The following is a 19,257-nucleotide window of genomic DNA, read 5'->3' as shown; positions in this document are numbered from 1 at the left end:
CTTGTCCCGGCCATCCACATCGACGTTGTGTCCTGAAAGGACGCACGCAGGCAACTCACGCCCACCTGTCCGACGGTCAGGCCGCAATCTCCGCCACGATCCGCCCCGTCGTCACCTGGTCGCCCTCGGCGACCTCGATCGCGGTCACCGTTCCGGCGATGCCGGCGGTGTGGACGTGCTCCATCTTCATCGCCTCGAGCGTCACCACCGGCTGTCCCACGGCCACGCTGTCGCCCGGCTTCACCAGCACCGCGACCACACGACCATTCAACGCCGCGCGAACCCTGCCATCACCGCCGCCAGCGGCTGAGGATTGCGGCCTCGCCAACGTCACGTCGCGCAGCGCCAGCGTCTGGTCGCGATGCTGGACGAACAGCCGATCGTTGTCGCGGACGAAGCGCGCGCTCTCGACGATCTCGGCGTGACGAACGCGGATCGCATCATCCGTGAGCGACACGATCTCGAAGCGATGCTCTGCATCGCCACGCGTCACGCGATAGATTCCGTCACGCTCGCGCAGCAGCTCGCACTCGGCCACCTCACCGGCGATCTCGAACCGGAGCGGCGTCGCGAAGGCTGCCGCGAGCGAGCGGCCGCGGCGGACGGGATGCGCGAGCGGATGGCTGACGGAGAGCAGCAACGCACCCAGCGCGAGGTCTGCCGCTTCGACCGCCGGCGCACGCAGCTCGTCACGATGCGCCGCGATGAATGCGGTGGTCGCCTTGCCCGCGGAGAAGGCCGGATGCCGCAGGCAGGACATGAGGAAGGCCCGGTTGGTCGGGACGCCCAAGGCAACGGCCTGCTCCAATCCGGCGATCAGTCTTGCGCGCGCCTCCTCACGAGTCGCAGCATGGCTGATCAGCTTGGCGATCATCGAATCGTAGTGGGGGGGGATCTCCGCACCGGACTCCAGCGCATGCTCGACCCGGATCGTCTCGGGCATCTGCCACAGCGTCATTCGCCCGGACTGCGGCATGAAGTCGTGCGCCGCATCCTCGGAGCACAGTCGCACCTCGATCGCGTGACCCGAGAAGCTGATCTGCTCCTGGCGCAACGGCAGGGGCTCGCCGGCGGCGATGCGCAATTGCCATTCGACAAGATCGAGTCCCGTCAGTGCCTCTGTCACGGGATGCTCGACCTGCAACCGCGTGTTCATCTCCATGAAGTAGAATTGGCCGTCGCCGTCGAGCAGGAATTCCAGGGTGCCTGCGCCCTCATAGCCGAGCGCCTTCACCGCCTGCACCGCCACGGCGCCCATGCGCGCGCGCAGCTCCGGCCCGACCGCGGGCGACGGCGCCTCCTCGATCAGCTTCTGGTGTCGGCGCTGCACCGAACAGTCGCGCTCGCCGAGATGGATGGCATTGCCGTGCCGATCGCCGAACACCTGGATCTCGATGTGGCGCGGATTGGCGATCGCCTTCTCCAGGATGACAGTGCCGTCACCAAACGCGGCGGCCGCTTCGGAGCGCGCACTGCGCAGCAAATCGGGGAACGCGCCGGCGTCTGCCACGAGCCGCATGCCGCGGCCGCCGCCACCGGCGACGGCCTTGATCATTACCGGGAAACCAATGCGGCGCGCCTCGCGCAGCATCGCGTCGTCGCCCTGGTCCTCCCCCTGATAGCCGGGTACGCAGGGCACACCGGCGCAACTCATGATCACCTTGGCGCCGGCCTTGTTGCCCATCGCCTTGATCGCCTCGGGCGATGGCCCGATGAACACCAGACCGGCCTCCTTGCACGCTTGCGCAAAATCCTCGTTCTCGGCGAGGAAGCCATAACCGGGATGCACGGCATCCGCGCCCGTCGCCTTTGCCGCGGCGATGATCGCTGCGATGTTGAGATAGGACTGTGCCGGCGGCGGCGCGCCGATGCGGACCGCCTGATCGGCGAGCCGAACATGCGGCGCCTCAGAATCTGCATCGGAATAGACTGCGACCACGCCGTAGCCGAGCCGGCGCGCGGTGCGCATGATCCGCAAGCCGATCTCGCCGCGGTTGGCGATCAGCACCTTGCGGAACGGCCTGCGTTGCATTCCCGTCATCTCTCCGCTCATGGCCTGGACACCGAGAACTGCATGCGCTGCGGCTGCCGCGCCTCCGCCTCGCGGCAGATCGCCAGCACCTCCGACAGCACCGCGCGGGTGTCGCGCGGATCGATCACGCCGTCGTCGAGCACGCGCGCCGAAGTCGCAAACACGTCCATCTGGCTGTCGAACACGCCGATGATCTGCGCCTTCATGGCGTCGAGCTTCTCGCGTTCCACCGGCTTGCCGCGGCGCGCTGCGGCCGCTTCGGTCACGATCGCCATCGTCTCCGCCGCCTGCTCACCACCCATCACGGCGGTCTTGGCGTTGGGCCAGGAGAAGCAGAAGCGCGGGTGGAAGCCGCGGCCGCACATGCCGTAATTGCCCGCCCCGAACGAGGCCCCGCAATAGATCGTGATCTGCGGCACGGTCGCCGACGTCACCGCCTGGATCATCTTGGAGCCGTGCTTGATCATGCCGGCCTCCTCATAGGCGCGGCCGACCATGTAGCCGGTGGTGTTGTTGAGATACAGGATCGGTGTGCGCGTCTGGCAGCAGGCCTGGATGAAGTGCGTCGCCTTGTTGGCGCCCGCCGGATCGAGCGGGCCATTGTTGGTGACGATGCCGATCGCCTGGCCCTCGATGCGGGCATGGCCGCACACCGTCGCAGGCCCGTAGTTCGGCGCCATCTCGACGAAGTCACTGTCGTCGACGATGCGCGCAATGACCTGGCGCATGTCGACGGGGCGCTTGTGGTCGAGCGGCATGATGCCGAGCAGCTCCTCCTGATCGTAACGCGGCGGCTGTACCGGCGACGACTCCTGCGACGGCCGGTCCCAGTTGAGCTTGCCCATGATCTCGCGCGCGATGCGCAGCGCGTCGCGATCGTCCTCGGCGAGATAGTCGCCGAGCCCGGAGATCGAGGTGTGCATCTCGGCGCCGCCGAGCTCCTCCTCGGTGGCGATCTCGCCGGTCGCGGCCTTCAACAGCGGCGGCCCGGCGAGGAAGGCACGGGTGCGTCCGCGCACCATCACGATGTAGTCGGACAATCCGGTCTGATAGGCGCCGCCGGCGGTCGACGAACCATGCGTCACGGTGACGACCGGAAGGCCCGCCGCCGATAGCCGCGCCAGGTTGCGAAAGATGTTGCCGCCGCGGACGAAATCCTCGACGCGGTAGCGCAGCAGGTTGGCACCGGCACTCTCGACCAGTTGCACGTAGGGCAGCTTGTTCTCCAGCGCCAGCTCCTGCACGCGCAGGGTCTTGTCGAGGCCGTAAGGCTGCAGCGCGCCGGCATCGATGCCGGCGTCGTTCGCCGAGACCATGCAGCGCACGCCGGACACGAAGCCGATGCCGGCGACGACGCCGCCGCCCGGCACACTCTTGGCCGGGTCCGGCGTATCGAACATGTAGCCGGCAAGCGTCGATAGCTCCAGGAACGGCGCGCCGGGATCGAGCACCAGGGCGACGCGCTCGCGCGGCAACAATTGGCCGCGCTGATGGAAGCGCTCCTTTGCCGCCGCCGAGGCATTGCGCGTGCGCGCCTCGAGATCGCGCATCCGCGCGATCAGGTCGAGCATGCCGTCACGGTTGGCCTGGAAGGCCGCGCCGGCGGGAGAGATGGTGTTGTCGATCACTGCCACGAACGAGGTTCTCTCTTTTGGCCGTCATTCCGGGGCGCGCGGAGCGCGAGCCCGGTATCCATGCTCCCGATGGTGGTCATGGATTCCGGGCCTGGCCCTTCGGGCCATCCCGGAATGACGGCGGAAGTCGTTGATACGGCTCACGCGCTCTTCGCGAAATGCTCGCCATAGGCCTGGCGCAGCTCGACCTTGCGCAGCTTGCCGGTGGCCGTCATCGGCATCTCCTCGAGCACCCGCACCAGCTTCGGCACCTGGAAGCCGCCAAGCGACTTGCGGCAGTGCTCGAGCAGCTCGGTCTCACTGGCCTGCGCGCCCGGCTTGAGCTTGACGAAGGCCGAGACGGCCTCGCCCCATTGCGGATGCGGCAGGCCGACGACGGCGGCATTCTGCACCGCCGGATGCGCCAGCAGGGTCTCCTCGATCTTGACCGAGGCGACGTTCTCACCGCCGGACTTGATCATGTCCTTCTTGCGATCGAGGAACAGCACCTCGCCCTTGTCGATGACCGCGAGGTCGCCGGTGTGGTGCCAGCCGAACTTGCGGGCGTCCTCGGTCGATTTCGGATCCTTGTAGTAGCCCAACATCACGTTGGGCCCGCGATGCACCAGCTCGCCGATCTCGCCGGGCGGCAGCAGATTTCCGGCATCGTCCATGATGGCGGTCTCGTTGACGAACAGCGACTCGCCCCAGTAGTTGCCGAAGCGGTCGAGCTGGACCTCGGGCCGCGACATCGTCGTCGCCGGATACATCTCGGTCTGACCGCTGGTCAGCGCGAAGTTCGGACACAGCTCCTTGATCGCGCGCTCCAGCAGCGGCCGGCCCATCGGCGCCATGGTGTAGAGGCAGGTGCGCAGATGCGAAAGATCGAACTCCTTCCGCCGCGGATGATCGAGGATGGCTTGGTACATCAGCGGCAGACCGACGAACACGGTCAGCCGATCGCGTACGATCGCCTCCATGCAGGCGACCGGGTCGAAGCCGCGCATCAGCGCCATGCGGCCGCCGACCGAGAGATAGCTGAGCAGCAGCACGTGACCGGCACAGTGGAACAGCGGGAACTGCCCGGTGATCCCGTCGTCGCGCGAGAGCTGCATCTCGATGCAGTTGCTCATGACGGCCATCACCACGGCGAGGTGACAGTGCATCGCGCCCTTCGGCCGCGACGTCGTGCCCGACGTGTAGATGATCATCGCGAGATCGCGATCGTTGATCTCGATCCCGGGCTCGACGTCCGAATGCCCCTGGATGAGGTCGGTGAAGCTGGCAAGCCCCGCGGTCCTCGCCGTCCCGGTGAGATCGACGGCGACCAGCTCGACGCCGCGCTGTTCCAGCGCCGCCCGCCGCTCCGGCTGCGCAAACAGATTGTCATCTATGAGCGCGAAGCGGACCTCGGCATGGCCGAGGATGTAATCCATGTCGGCGGCCCCGAGCATCGTATTGATCGGCACCCAGACGAGACCGGCGCGATGGATGCCGAACAGCGCTTTGACGAACTCGATCGAGTTGTTGCAGACGGTCGAGATCTTCTCGCCCGGCTTCAGCCCCTTGGCGACGAGATGGTTCGCAAACCGATTGGCATCGCGCTCGAGCTCGGTGAACGTCACCTGACGGGCGCCATCGGTGATCGCCACCCGCTCGGGAAAGCGGCGCGCCGCGCGCTTCAGGAGGTCGCCGATCGCAACCCGGCCGATGCGGCCGGGACCGGACACGCCGCCGGTGGCGTCGAGATTGGTCATTGGTCTGTTCCCTCCCCATTCACGTCATTGCGAGGAGCCGAAGGCGACGAAGCAATCCAGGGGCGTCATGCAGAACTCTGGATTGCGTCGCTGCGCTCGCAATGACGGCGTCTGCCTGCGTCAGTTCACCGTGCCGAACATCTGCCGCGCCTCGGCCGGGCTTGCGATCTCGCGGCCGGCGCGCCGCGCGCACGCCGCGATGGCCTCGATCAGCTGGCCGTTCGAGGTCACCTTGGTGCCGTCGGCGAGATAGAACGTGTCCTCCAGCCCGGTGCGGAGATGGCCGCCGAGCTCGGCGCAGCGCTGGTGCAGCGGCCAGATCTCCGCCCGGCCAATTGCCGTGACTTGCCAGTGCGCTTCCGGCAGCTTCAGCTTGAGCAGGATCGGCAGCAGCTCGGGATCGGCCGGCATGCCGGAGGCGACGCCCATCACGAAGTTGTATTCGAGCGGGCCGTCATACATGCCGGCCTGGCGATACATGCCGACGCAGCGGACGATGCCGACATCGAAGCATTCGAATTCCGGGATCGTGTGCGCGTCCTTCATCGCGGCAAGATAGTCCTGGATCTTCTCGACCGAGTTGTCGAACATCATCGGCGGCCAGGCCCAATTGTTGTCGGCCTTGACCTTCAGATAGTTCAGCGAGCCGGCATTGCAGGCCGCGATCTCCGGCCGGGTCTGCCGGATGCAGTCGAGCGCGCCTTGATAGTTCGGTCCGGACACGCCCGAGGTGTGATTGATGATCACGCCGGGACAGGCCTCCCGGATCGCCTGCTGGATCTCGCGGGAGACGTCGACGTCCCAGGACGGCAGATGCCCCTTGCCCGGCGCTTGCTGGCGCAGATGGATGTGCATGATCGCAGCACCAGCGTCATAGGCGCGCCGCGCCTCGCGCGCCATCTCCTCGGGCGTGACCGGCACATGATGCTGCCTGGGATCGGTGAGCACGCCGTTCAGCGCGCAGGTGATGACGGCTTTGTCGCTCATGGCACTCGTTCGATGGGCTGCGCGCAGGCGGCGCTGTGCTGACAGGGTCCGTATATGACGGCCGCACGCCGGGATCTGCTTGCGTTGACTCGCTGGTGACATGCGGCGCAACCGGATATTGCTTTGCATCAAGTCCGCGGCCGGAAACGGCGCTAAGCGGTTCCGGCTTCTCCTCACGGGCGTGCAATGTCGATCGACCCACAACCTGCGCCGATGTTTCCCAATGGCTTGAGCGCGGCGGAGGCAGCGCGCCGGCTGCGGACGGAAGGCTTCAACGAGCTGCCGCAACCGGGCTCGCGCTCTATCCTGCGCCTCGTCGCCGACGTGCTGAAGGAACCGATGCTTCTCCTGCTGCTGGGCGGCGCCGGCATTTATCTCGCGCTGGGCGACGCGGCGGAAGCGATGCTGCTCGGCGTGTTCGCCTCGGCCTCCGTCTTCATCACCATCGTGCAGGAGGCGCGGACCGAGCGCGTGCTGGAATCGCTGCGCGACCTGTCAAGCCCGCGCGCCCTGGTGATCCGCGACGGCGAGCGCATCCGCATCGCCGGCCGCGAGGTGGTGCGCGGCGATCTCATCGTGCTGGGGGAAGGTGATCGCGTCGCAGCCGATGCGGTGCTGCGGCAATGCGACGATCTGCTCACGGATGAATCGCTGTTGACAGGCGAATCCGTGCCGGTGCGCAAGCGACCGGCCGCCGGCGAAGCGATGGACGCGGCAACCGTGGCCGGCGGCGACGACCAGCCCTTCGTGTTCTCCGGCAGTCTCGTCGTCCGCGGCGGCGGCATTGCCGAGGTGATGGCGACCGGGCCGCACACGGCGATCGGCAGGATCGGCCAGTCGGTGACCGCCCTGGAGACCGAGACGCCGCGGTTGCGGCAGCAGACCCGGCGCCTGGTGGTGGCGTTCGCGATCGGCGGCGCCATCGTGGTTGCGATCACGGTCGTGCTCTATGCGGTGTATCGCGGCGGCTGGCTGGAGGGAATCCTCGCCGGCATCGCGCTGGGCATGTCGATGCTCCCGGAGGAATTCCCGGTCGTGCTGACGGTGTTCCTGGCGATGGGCGCCTGGCGCATCTCGCAGGCGCGGGTGCTGACGCGGCGCGCTTCGGCGATCGAATCGCTCGGCGCCGCCACCGTGCTGTGCACCGACAAGACCGGCACGCTGACGCAGAACCGCATGATGGTGGCCCGGCTGGTGCTGCCGGACGGCGGCGCGCTGCAGCCTGCGACGGCGACGCCGGATGCCATCGCACCGCCCTTCCGCGATCTCGTCGCCACCGCCGTGCTCGCCTGCGACCCGCAGTCGCATGATCCGATGGAGAAGGCGCTGCACGCGCTCGGCGCCGACGCCACCGCGGGCGCCACGTTGCAGCGGCGCTACGGTCTGCGCCCCGACCTGCTGGCGATGACCAACGTCTGGTCGCGCGACGGCGCCGGTGTCGTGGCGGCCAAGGGCGCGCCGGAAGCGATCGCATCGCTCTGCGGCGTCGATGGCGGCGAGCTGGCGGCGCTGCAGGCGCGCGTCGAGACGCTCGCCGCCGAGGGCCTGCGCGTGCTCGGCGTCGCCCAGGCGAGCTGGAGCGGCGAGGCGCTCCCCGACACACAGCAGGACTTCGCGTTCTCGTTCCGCGGTCTCGTCGGCTTCGCCGACCCGCTGCGTCCGGAGGTGAAGGATGCCGTCGCCGAGTGCCGCTCCGCCGGCGTCCGCGTCATCATGATCACCGGCGACTATCCCGCGACGGCCACCGCCATTGCGCGGCAGGCCGGGATCGATCCCGAGCGCGTCATCGCGGGCCCCGAGCTTGCCGATCTCGACGACGACGCCCTGGCGCTTGCGGCGCGCGCGCCGACGGCGTTCGCGCGCATCATGCCGGAGCAGAAGCTGCGCATCGTCACCGCGCTCAAGGCCGACGGCGAGATCGTCGCGATGACCGGCGACGGCGTCAACGACGCGCCGTCGCTCAAGGCCGCGCATATCGGCATCGCGATGGGCGGCCGCGGCACCGACGTCGCGCGCGAGGCCTCGGCGATCGTGCTGCTCGACGATGATTTCGGCTCGATCGTCAAGGCGATCCGGCTCGGCCGGCGCATCTACGACAATCTGCGCAAGGCGATGAGCTTCATCCTCGCCGTGCACTTTCCCATCGCCGGGCTGGCGCTGCTGCCGCTCGTCACGGGCCTGCCGCTGCTGCTCGGACCCGTGCACATCGCCTTTCTCGAAATGATCATCGATCCCGTCTGCTCGCTGGTGTTCGAGGCCGAGACCGAGGAAAGCGACATCATGCGGCGGCCGCCGCGCGATCCGCAGGAGCCATTGCTGCCGCGGCCGCTGGTGCTGTGGGGGGCGCTGCAGGGCATCCTGGCTATGCTCACCACCGGCGGCGTCCTGCTGCTGGCACACCGCAACGGCATGCCGGACGACGAGCTCCGCGCGCTGGTGTTCTTCACCCTGGTGTCGGTGATCGTCAGCCTGATCTTCGTCAACCGCTCGTTCTCGAGCTCGCTGCGCGAGGCGCTGCTGCGGCCGAACCGCATGCTGCTGGCGGTGATCGGCTTCGTCGTCGCCGTGCTCGCGACCAGCCTGACGCTGCCCGCCGCCGCGACGCTGTTCCGGTTCGGACCGCTGCACGCCGACGATCTCGCGCTGACCGCGGCAGCCGCGATCACGACGCTGATCATGCTCGAACTGTCGAAGTTCCCACTGCGCGCCGCGCTGGCGCGGCACGCAGCCAGGAAAGGTCAGGTCAAGGCGACCTCGCCGGCGCGGTAGATCGCGAGATCGCGCGAGCCGGAGAAGATCGCGCGCGGCTTCAGCCCGTAGAAGCGCCGGATCGAGTGGCTGAAATGCGTGGAATCCGGATAACCGATGTCCTGCGCGAGATGCGCCAGGTTGAGGTCCTGGTTGGCGTAGTTGAGCAGATGCCGCGCGCGCTTCCAGGCGCGGAACGAGCGGAAGGAGATGTCGGTCTCCTCCTTGAACAGATGCAGGAAGCGCGACGTCGAGAGCCCGACGGCGGCGGCGCAGCTCTCGGCCGTCGCCGGCTCGCCGGAGAAGCGGCTGATCAGCGCGATCGCCTTGACCACGCGCGGATCGAGCGTCCGCTGCGGCAGCACCTCGCCGAAGCACAGCCGGTCGAACACGGCGCTGGTGACGTCGCCGCTCAGCGGCCGCTGCACCAGCTCCTCATAGGCGGCGCGGATGCGGCCAGCATAGGCCTCCGCCTCGCGGGTGACCTTGCTCGCGAAGCGATCCAAGGTGCCGATCGGCACGCTCTCCGGCTCGATCGTTACGACGATGACGGTCCGATAGTCACTCTCGATCGTGTGCGGCCTGTTGGGCGGCACGACCAGCAGCTCGCCGCGACGCTCCTCGCCGCCGTCGGGAATCAGCCGCAGGCTGCCGGTGAGCGCGACGTAGATATGGCACGCGCCCGAGCAGCGCTGGCGCGGACGGCCGAGCAGCCCGGCGTAGAAGACGCGCTCGGGCGTGATCAGCATGAGATGGCCGGAGTCCCGGCGGGTCACATCCATGGTCTTCCTCCTGAGGCGCGGCTCTGTCGGCCGCTTCTTTGGAGAAGAACCATAGCGCAATTCGCGGCCCTGTCATCGGCGACGATTGCCGATTTTTGTCGCGGTTAACTCACCGATCCGAGATGATCGTCATTCCGGGGCGCGCGTGAGCATCGCCCCGGAATGACGTGCCTAAAGCTACGGCCTTACCCGCGGCTCGATGCCCTGCTCCACGCCCGCACGCTGCTCGGCGGCGCGTGCCCGCTGATAGCCCTCGCGCTGCTGCAATCGCACCCAATAGGCAGCCACATTCGGCCCAAAATCCTTGGCGAGCCCAAGCGTGTCTGCGAGACGCAATGCATAGCCGATCACGATGTCGGCCGCGGTGAAACGACCCGCGCACAAGAACTCGGCATTCGCGGTTGCTGCCTCCACGGCGCGCAGCCGTCCCAGGAACCACTTGGCATAATCGGTGGCGACCTGCGGCGAGCGACGCTCCTCCGGCTCGAGCTGAGTGTATCGCAATACCAGCGTCTGCGGGAACGTCAGCGTCGCGTCGGAGAAATACATCCAGTTCAGGAACGCGCCGTAGTCCTTTTCCTCAGGCCCGACCATCAGCGGCGTCGGGCCGTGCTTGATGCCGAGATAATGGCAGATGCCCGAGGACTCCGTCATTTTCGTCTCGCCGTCGATCATGAACGGGATCGTGCCGAGCGGATTGATCGCCAGATACTCCTTCGCCAGCACCCGCGGCGGGAACGGCAGCATCTTCAACTCGTAGTTAAGTCGAAGCTCTTCCAGCATCCACAACGGGCGAAACGAGCGGGCGCCGTCGCAATGATACAGCGTGATCATCAGGCGCTCCCAGCTTTGCCGGTGCCGGGCAAAGTCCCCATCATCTTGCACAGGATGGTCAACATGACCTCGTCGGCGCCGCCGCCGATCGAGCTCAGGCGCGAATCGCGATAGGCGCGGCTGACCGGGGTCTCGTTCATGAAGCCCATGCCGCCCCAATATTGCAGGCAGGCGTCGGTGAGCTCGCGGCCGAGCCGGCCGGTCTTGAGCTTCACCATGGTCGCGAGCCGCGTCACGTCCTCGCCGGCGATCAGCGCCTCCGCGGCCTGGTAGGTCAGCGCGCGCAGCAGCTCGACCTCGGTCTGCATTTCCGCGAGCTTGAAATGGACGACCTGGTTGTCGAGGATCGAGCGACCGAAGGCCTTGCGGTTGCGCGTGTACTCGATGGTCGCGTTGATGATGGACTCATGCGCCTTCAGGCAGGCGGCGCCCGCCCACAGTCGCTCCTCCTGGAACTGCATCATCTGATAGGTAAAACCCTGCCCCTCCTCGCCGATGCGGTTGCGCTTGGGCACCCGGACGTTGTCGAAGAAGATCTGCGCGGTATCCGACGAGCGCATGCCCATCTTGTCGAGCTTGCGCGCGACCTGCACGCCCTTGCTCTTCATCGGCACGCAGATCAGCGACTTGTTGCGATGGACAGGTCCGTCGCTGGTGTTGGCGAGCAGGCAGATAAAATCGGCCTGGGTGCCGTTGGTGATCCACATCTTGCCGCCATTGATGACGTAGTCGTCGCCATCGCCGCGCGCCTGGGTCTTGATCGAGGCGACATCGGAGCCCGCGCCGGGCTCGGAGACGCCGATGCAGGCGACGTAGTCGCCTGAGATCGCGGGCGCCAGGAACTCCTTACGCACCTCGTCGGAGCCGAACCGCGCCAGCGCCGGCGTCGCCATGTCGGTCTGCACGCCGATCGCCATCGGGATCGCGCCGCAATTGATGGCGCCGAGCTCTTCCGCCATCATCAGCGCGTAGGAATAGTCCAGCCCCTGGCCGCCGAACTCGACCGGCTTGTTGAGGCCGAGAAAGCCGAGGTCACCGAGCTTCTTGAACAGCTCATGCGCGGGGAAGATGCCGGCTTCCTCCCATTCGTCGACGTGAGGATTGATCTCGGCGGCGATGAACTTCTGCAGGATGCGGCGCGGTTCGTCGTGGTCGGCGGAGAAGAGCATGTTTCATTCCCTGTCATTCCGGAGCGATCGCGAGCGACCGAACCGGGAATCTCGATATGGTCTCATTTGACTGAGTCACGCTCGTCATTCCGGGGCAAGGCCGCAGGCCTTGAACCCGGAATCCAGAGATTGCTTTGCGTTCGTTCCAACAACCTCGAGATTCCGGGTTCAGCCCTGCGGCCCTGCCCCGGAATGACGTGCGCTGAGAAGGCGCGCGTCACAATCCCATCTGCCGGCTCGCCAGGTCCTTCATGATCTCCTCGGTGCCGCCGCCGATGGCGTTGACCTTGACCTCGCGATAGATCCGTTCCACGCGGACACCCCGCATGAAACCGGCGCCGCCGAAGATCTGCACGGCTTCGGAGGCGCAGTAGGCCATCGTCTGCGTCGCCTGGTTCTTCATCATGCAGATCTCGGCGACCGGATTGTCACCCTGTTCGAGCCGCCACGCCAGCATTTCCAGCATCGCCTGCGATGCCGCCACGCGCTGCGCCATGTCGACCAGCTTGTGGCGGATGACCTGGTGCTGCGCGAGCGGCTTGCCGAAGGTCTGGCGCTCCTTGGCGTAGGCAATCGCATCGTCGAGGCAGACACGGGCGTAGGCCGTGCAGCTCGCCGCCATGCCCATCCGCTCGCTGTTGAAATTGTGCATGATCAGCTTGAAGCCCTGCCCCTCCTCTCCGATCAGGTTCTCGACGGGCACGCGGCAGCCGTCGAAATGCAGGGTCGCGGTGTCCGACGCCCACCAGCCCATCTTGTCGAGCTTGGTGCGCGTCAGCCCCGGCGTGTCGCCCGGCACGAGCAGCAGACTGACGCCAGCCGGCCCCGGTCCGCCGGTGCGCACCGCGACCGTGATGTAGTCGGCCCGCATCCCGGAGGTGATGAATGTCTTCTCGCCGCTGACGACATAGTGATCGCCGTCGCGGACGGCCCTGGTCCTGAGATTGGCAACGTCTGAGCCACCGCTCGGCTCGGTGATCGCCAGCGCCGAGATCTTGCGCCCAGCCAGAATCTCCGGCAGCACGCGCGCCCTCACCTGCGGCTGCGCGGCGCGCGCGATCGGCGGCGCGCCGATCGTATGGCTCATCAGGCTGGCGCTGATGCCTCCGGCACCCGCACGCGCCAGTTCCTGCGACGACACGATCTTCATGAACTGGTCGGCCGGCACGCCGCCGAATTCCTCCGGGAAGCCGAGCCCAAGCAGGCCGATCTCCGCCGCCTTCAGATATAGCGCGCGCGGAAATTCTCCGGCCTCGTCCCACGCGCTCGCGAACGGCGCGATCTCCTTGTCGACGAAGCGCTTGATGACGTCGCGGAAGGCCTCGTGCTCGGCCGTGTAGAACGGGCTTTTCGTCATGGCGGTGCCGGGAGCATCCTGCTTCGTGCGCTTCCGAAGATGCGCCGGAAACGCCCGCATCAACTTGCGTGGAGTGGCTGACCGGCAAAATCACCTGCGGCGCGCCCGGTCGGCCCGGCCGGCCTCCCGGGGCCAGCGCCTGGACGCAAGACAGTGCATTGCACACATCTGCCCACTCGTTGCCGTGAGCGGCCTTCCATGGTCGCCATCGCCGCAAGCCAAGAACAAGAACGACAATCACGAAAATTCAACCAGAGGAAGCCCAGGGAATGTTGCCGATGACGACCAGGACACTGCTCTCATTCGCGGCCGCGGCCGCCTTTTCCGTACTGGCGAGCCAGAGCGCGCTTGCGCAAAAGAAATACGACACTGGCGCCACCGACACCGAGATCAGGATCGGCAACGTCGAGGCCTATAGCGGCCCGGCCTCGGCCTACGGCATCATCGGCAAGACCGAGGAGGCCTATTTCAAGATGATCAACGATCAGGGCGGCATCAACGGCCGCCGGATCAACTTCATTTCCTATGACGACGGCTACAGCCCGCCGAAGACGGTCGAGCAGGTGCGCAAGCTGATCGAGAGCGACGAGGTGTTCCTGGTGTTCAACGCGCTGGGCACGCCGACCCAGACCGCCGTGCAGAAATATCACAACGCCAAGAAGGTGCCGCAGCTGTTCCTGGCCACCGGCGCCAGCAAATGGAACGACCCGAAGGAATTCCCCTGGACCATGGGCTTCCAGCCGAGCTACCGCGTCGAGGCGCGGATCTTCGCCAAGTACATCCTCAAGGAGAAGCCGAACGCGAAGATCGCGATCTTCTATGCCAATGACGATTTCGGCAAGGACTACGTCCTCGGCATCAAGGAGGTGCTCGGCGACAAGGCCAAGACCATGATCGTCGCCGAGGAGAGCTACGAGACCACCGAGCCGTCGATCGACTCCCACATCGTCAAGCTCAAGGGCACCGGCGCCGACGTGTTCGTCAACATCTCGACGCCGAAATTCGCGGCGCAGGCGATCAAGAAGATCGCCGAATTGGAATGGAAGCCGATGCATCTGATGACCGACGTCTCGATCTCGATCGGCGCGGTGATGAAGCCGGCCGGCCTCGAGGCGTCCGAGGGCGTGCTGTCCGCCGGCTATCTCAAGGATCCGTCGGACCCCCAGTGGAAGGACGACGAGGGCATGAAGAAGTTCATGGCCTTCATCGACAAGTACATGCCGGGCGCCAACATCTCCGACGCCAACCTCGCCTATGGCTATGCCGCGGCCCAGACCATGGTGCAGACCCTGAAACAGTGCGGCGACACTCTCACCCGCGACAACGTCATGAAGCAGGCCGCCAGCCTCAAGGACTTCGCGCCGGATACCCTGATCCCGGGCATCAAGGTCAACACCGGCCCCAACGACTTCGCCCCGATCGAGCAGCTCAAGATGATGCAGTTCAAGGGCGGCAAATGGGACCTGTTCGGCGACATCATCAGCGCGGACGTCGGGGGATAGCAGCGTCGCTGCGGCGCCTCACTCGGAATCGTCCAACGACGCGCCGCATCGCTTGAGCCCCCCTCTCTCTACGCCGACGATCGGCTCCCCTCCCCCTTGCGGGGAGGGGTTGGGGGTGGGGGTCTCCGCACTCCAAAGGCCGTGAAGGGCACAGCGCATTTCGGCGCCGCAACCACCCCCCCAGAACAATTCCTTCTCATCACCCCAATACTTCGAGCGGTCTTCGTGGACCCCCACCCCCGACCCCTCCCCGCAAGGGGGAGGGGAGCAGACTGCCCGTGACGCAACATTCTGCCATCCAAAAACTTATTGCTATTTTTCCGAATCCATGATCATCTCTCGACATCCCGCCTCACCGCAGAGGGGCGTTGCGCGCGATCGTCACGACACGCGAGGCGGGGATGCGGTGGCCGCGAGAGATCGCAGCGTCTTCTCACGAGGGCGCGGACGAACGATCGCTCGCGGACGTGAAGTCGCAGCGTCCTGACACCCCGAAGCTGGTGTCCAGCGCAATGCGCGCAAGCGCATTGTCGCCATGGTGGCCAACAAGCCGGCGCACCAGGGAGACTGCGTATAAGCGTTCAACCCATCGCGCAGGGAATGCCGGCGTGCTCGGCTTTGCCTGTGGTACCTGCCGCCTGCATTCTTTTCGCAGGCGGGCCATGGGTGAGGCCTTCACCCGGCATTCCCTGCGCCCTCTGCACTTTCAGGAGGGACGAACCGGTCGCATAGCTCGGGCGTCACCCGCCGCGAGACTGTATCTTTATGCCCCTCTTTCACAATTTCCGAGCGTTGCTGAGACCCGAATTGCTCGCAACGTTCGCGCTGTTTGAGATGTGAATCCGATCTCCCCTCCCGTCGTCCCGGACAAGCCGTGACGTGCGCCAGCACGCCGCGGCGCCGATCCGGGACCTATACGCCGCAGCAGACATGAGGGGCGAGATGCTCATGACTATCCTGCCTCAACCCACGCCCTATGGTTATGGATCACGGCGGTCGCCGGGATGACGGGGGTGCGTTGAGGCGATGCCGCCCCCCCAACATGCTCCGTCATTGCGAGTGAAGCGAAGCAATCCAGGCTGAGTGCGAGACTCTGGATTGCTTCGTCGCTTCGCTCCTCGCAATGACGGTGGTGAGTTTTGCGCCCAACACGTCACGGCACGCCCTGCACGAACAGCGCGAACGGCTCCTCGACCGTCTTGCGCAGGTGCTCGCGATACAGCGGGTAGTGCCGGTCATCCGCGCCGAGCCGGCCGAAGCTCGGCTCATCGACATTGCGCAGCGGCAGCAGCGCGATCGGCGCGGCGATCGGTGTCAGCAGCGAGCCGCGGCCGGCGAGCAAGGTCGTGATGATGCCGTACATCTCGCCGGTAATGGTGGGACGCGACACCGTGATCAGCCGGTGCTGGCCGTGGCGGTTGGTGACGAGGTAGACGAAGCCGGACTGGTTGGGCACGGCGACCTCGCCGAACTGCGTGAACGCCGCATCGAGCCGCGCGCCCTCGCGAAACACCAGCGACGACGCCGCATCGTCCCAGACGATGTCGGTGCGGTACGCATAGACGGCGTCCTTGTCGCCGAATGACGGCCGCAAGGTGACGTAGGTGCCCTCGATCCACTCCACAGCCCGCCGCGAATAGGAGCCGAGGCTGTCGGGCGCAATGCCGCCGCTTGCGGCAGGTGCGGCGAGAGGTGCACTCGGCGGCTTGCGCAGGGACATGCCGAGCGCCTGCTCGAGCCGGACGATGGTAGCGAGCGTGAACGGGCGGCGGCCGCCGAGGGCCTTCTCCAGGGTCGAGAGGCTCAGCTTGGCCTGCTCCGCCAGCGCCTGCCGCGACATCCGGCGCCGCGCAATCTCCTCGCGGATGGTCTCCGCGACCTGCCGGCTCTGTTCGTCGGAAAGCTCGCTGTTGTCCGGTATCGACATCCTGTCCCCTGCCGCGTGGTGCGCACCTCTTCTAGCAGACGGACAAATCAGCACAAACCCGGACAGATCAGCCGCGCTCTCGACCACCACCGGACATGCGCGGGCGGGCGGCGGCCGAACAAGACCGACCATTCCGCTCGCGGCGCTGGCGGGCTGCGCTCAGTGTCGGCATGCCGAAATTGTTCGTTGCGGAGCCAATGATGAGCGAGACGATGGACCACGATATCAGAAGCAGCACCCATCCGGTCCGGTCGTGGATCGTGACCATGCTGCTATTCCTGCTGCTGCAGGCCGCCGCCGTGCTGCTGGTCGGCTTCACGGCGCTGTTTCTCAGCGTCACCCCTGGCTGGTCCGCCGAAGGGCCGCTGGCGCCCCTGACCAGGCCGGGCGATGCCCGCTCCGGGGCGCTGCTGTTCAAGAGCGACGCCGGTTACGCCGAGGCGCCGCGGCTCGGCATCGACGTCGATATCGTCGTGTCGGGGCCGACGGCGCGGGCGCGCGTGACGCAACTGTTCAAGAACACGAGTTCGCAATGGATGGAGGCGGTCTATGTCTATCCGCTGCCGCCGGACAGCGCGGTGGACACGCTGAAGATGATCGTCGGCGACCGCGTCGTGGTCGGCGACATCAAGCCGCGCGAACAGGCCAAGGTGATCTACGAGCAGGCCAAGCGCGACGGCAAGACCGCGGCGCTGACCGAGCAGGAGCGGCCGAACATCTTCACCAACTCGCTCGCCAATATCGGCCCCGGCGAAACCGTGCTGGTGCAGATCGAATATCAGCAGCCGGTGGCGCAGGCGGCCGGCGAATTCTCGCTGCGGGTGCCGCTGGTCGTCGCGCCGCGCTACAATCCGGCGCCGATCGTGCAGAGCGTCGATTTGCGCCCTGATAGCAACGGCTGGGGCGCCGCTGCGAACGATCCGGTACCGGACCGCAAACGCATCTCCCCGGAGGTGCTCGATCCGGCCAAGAATGATCCGGTCAATCCAACCAGGATCGCGGTGCGGCTGCAGGCCGGCTTTGCGCTCAGCGAGGTCAAGAGCCACCATCACCAAGTGACGATCGACAGCCCCGATGCGAAGACGCGAGTCGTCACCCTGGCCGAGGGCGTGGTGCCGGCCGACCGCGACTTCGAGCTGACCTGGAAGCCGGCCGCTGCGACGATGCCGTCGGTCGGGCTGTTTCACGAGCAGGTCGGCGACGCCGACTATCTGCTCGCCTTCGTCACGCCGCCGGCGGTGGCTGCAACGGCGCAGCGCCCGCAGCCGCGCGACGTCATCTTCGTGATCGACAATTCCGGCTCGATGGGCGGCACCTCGATCCGCCAGGCCAAGGCCAGCCTGCTCTATGCGCTGGGACGGCTGCAGCCGAACGATCGCTTCAACGTGATCCGCTTCGACGACACCATGACGGTGCTCTTCCCCGCCTCGGTGCCGGCCGATGCCGAGCATGTCGGCAGCGCCACCAGCTTCGTGAGTTCGCTGGACGCGCGCGGCGGCACCGAGATGGTGCCGGCGATGCGCGCGGCGCTGACCGATGATGGCAGCGACAGCGACCGCGTGCGACAGGTGGTATTCCTCACCGATGGCGCCATCGGCAACGAGCAGCAGCTATTCGAGACCATTACCGCAATGCGCGGCCGCTCGCGCATCTTCATGGTCGGCATCGGCTCGGCGCCGAACACCTATCTGATGACCCGCGCCTCAGAGCTTGGCCGCGGCGCCTTCACCCATATCGGCTCGGTCGAGCAGGTCGAGGGGCGCATGCGCGATCTCTTCGCCAAGCTCGAGAACCCGATCGTGACCGGGCTCAGCGCGAGCTTCTCGGAAGCCTCCGCCGATCTCACGCCAGCCGTGCTGCCGGACGTCTATCGCAACGAGCCGCTCGTGCTCGCCGCCAAGATCGACCGTCTCGCCGGATCGCTGCAGCTCAAGGGCCGCATCGGCGACCAGCCATGGACCATCACGTTGCCGCTGTCCGGCGCCGCCGAGGGCAAGGGCCTCTCAAAGCTGTGGGCGCGGCGCAAGATCGGCGACGCCGAGGTGGCCAGGACCATGCGGCAGATGACGCCGGAGGAAGCCGACGGCGCCATTCTCAAGCTGGCGCTGGAGCATCAGTTGGTGACGCGCCTGACCAGCCTCGTCGCCGTCGACAAGACGCCGCGCCGTCCCGACGGCGAGCCGCTGAGGCTCGCCGAGTTGCCGATCAACCTGCCGGCCGGCTGGGACTTCGAGAAGGTGTTCGGCGAGCACGGCCGGGTGCCGGCAATGCAGAACGAGCGCCGCGCTGAGGCCAACGGCGACGTCCAGCTCGCCGCGGTGAAGCGACCGGTGGTGCCAGCGTCGCCCGCGACGATCACCCTGCCGAAGACGGCGACCGATGCCGAGCTGAGCATGCTGCTCGGGTTGGGCGTGCTGATGCTCGAACTGATCTGGCTGGTCGCGATCAGGCGGCGAGTTGCCAACTAAGGAGCACGTCATTGCGAGCGAAACGAAGCAATCCAGGGCTCAGGACCCGACTCTCGATTGCTCCGTCGCTTCGCTCCTCGC

Annotated in this window: 12 protein-coding genes; 3 read left to right on the top strand and 9 right to left on the bottom strand. The window is 66.6% G+C overall.

The genetic code is table 11. The features are described 5' to 3' along the window. Positions 1-76: 76 nt before the first annotated feature. From QW863_RS11655 to QW863_RS11640, 4 genes are all read right to left on the bottom strand, one after another. Positions 77-2,032, bottom strand: a complete 1,956-nt coding sequence (locus QW863_RS11655; RefSeq protein WP_315767770.1) for an acetyl-CoA carboxylase biotin carboxylase subunit — start codon at positions 2,030-2,032, stop codon at positions 77-79. Positions 2,033-2,049: 17 nt separating this feature from the next. Then, entirely contained in the window at positions 2,050-3,666 is a 1,617-nt protein-coding gene (locus QW863_RS11650) for an acyl-CoA carboxylase subunit beta (RefSeq protein ID WP_315767750.1), read from the bottom strand. A 140-nt stretch (positions 3,667-3,806) separates the two neighbouring features. Continuing rightward, complete coding sequence (locus QW863_RS11645) at positions 3,807-5,402, bottom strand: AMP-binding protein (RefSeq protein ID WP_315767748.1); 1,596 nt, start codon at positions 5,400-5,402, stop codon at positions 3,807-3,809. Positions 5,403-5,522: 120 nt separating this feature from the next. Then, entirely contained in the window at positions 5,523-6,389 is an 867-nt protein-coding gene (locus QW863_RS11640) for a 3-keto-5-aminohexanoate cleavage protein (RefSeq protein ID WP_315767746.1), read from the bottom strand. A gap of 186 nt (positions 6,390-6,575) precedes the next feature. On the opposite strand from QW863_RS11640, the gene QW863_RS11635 reads away from it, so the two are divergent. Continuing rightward, complete coding sequence (locus QW863_RS11635; RefSeq protein WP_315767744.1) at positions 6,576-9,158, top strand: cation-translocating P-type ATPase; 2,583 nt, start codon at positions 6,576-6,578, stop codon at positions 9,156-9,158. On the opposite strand, the gene QW863_RS11630 is transcribed toward QW863_RS11635, so the two are convergent. The 4 genes from QW863_RS11630 to QW863_RS11615 all read right to left on the bottom strand — a co-directional run bounded on the left by QW863_RS11630 (position 9,128) and on the right by QW863_RS11615 (position 13,279). Then, positions 9,128-9,919: a helix-turn-helix domain-containing protein gene (locus QW863_RS11630; protein ID WP_315717060.1), complete on the bottom strand. Its 792-nt coding sequence runs from the start codon at positions 9,917-9,919 to the stop codon at positions 9,128-9,130. The genes QW863_RS11635 and QW863_RS11630 overlap by 31 nt on opposite strands. A 177-nt stretch (positions 9,920-10,096) precedes the next feature. Beyond that, entirely contained in the window at positions 10,097-10,753 is a 657-nt protein-coding gene (locus tag QW863_RS11625; RefSeq protein WP_315717059.1) for a glutathione S-transferase family protein, read from the bottom strand. Next, positions 10,753-11,922, bottom strand: coding sequence for an acyl-CoA dehydrogenase family protein (locus QW863_RS11620; RefSeq protein ID WP_315717058.1), 1,170 nt, complete (start codon positions 11,920-11,922; stop codon positions 10,753-10,755). The genes QW863_RS11625 and QW863_RS11620 overlap by 1 nt, the downstream gene beginning before the upstream one ends. Positions 11,923-12,139: 217 nt before the next feature. Then, positions 12,140-13,279, bottom strand: a complete 1,140-nt coding sequence (locus QW863_RS11615) for an acyl-CoA dehydrogenase family protein (RefSeq protein ID WP_315717057.1) — start codon at positions 13,277-13,279, stop codon at positions 12,140-12,142. Positions 13,280-13,548: 269 nt separating this feature from the next. On the opposite strand from QW863_RS11615, the gene QW863_RS11610 reads away from it, so the two are divergent. Beyond that, complete coding sequence (locus QW863_RS11610) at positions 13,549-14,781, top strand: ABC transporter substrate-binding protein (RefSeq protein WP_315717056.1); 1,233 nt, start codon at positions 13,549-13,551, stop codon at positions 14,779-14,781. A 1,153-nt stretch (positions 14,782-15,934) separates the two neighbouring features. Here the strand turns inward: QW863_RS11610 and QW863_RS11605 are convergent. Beyond that, complete coding sequence (locus tag QW863_RS11605) at positions 15,935-16,708, bottom strand: helix-turn-helix transcriptional regulator (protein ID WP_315717055.1); 774 nt, start codon at positions 16,706-16,708, stop codon at positions 15,935-15,937. 200 nt (positions 16,709-16,908) lie between these two features. Between QW863_RS11605 and QW863_RS11600 the strand changes: the two genes are divergently transcribed. Continuing rightward, positions 16,909-19,176, top strand: coding sequence for a marine proteobacterial sortase target protein (locus tag QW863_RS11600; protein ID WP_315717054.1), 2,268 nt, complete (start codon positions 16,909-16,911; stop codon positions 19,174-19,176). The last annotated feature ends 81 nt before the right edge of the window (positions 19,177-19,257 follow it).

The sequence above is a fragment of the Bradyrhizobium sp. SZCCHNR1017 genome (assembly GCF_032381375.1).
Classification (GTDB): Bacteria; Pseudomonadota; Alphaproteobacteria; order Rhizobiales; family Xanthobacteraceae; genus Bradyrhizobium.
Note: the sequence above shows the minus strand (reverse complement) of the source record. Positions and strands in the feature narration are given on the sequence as shown.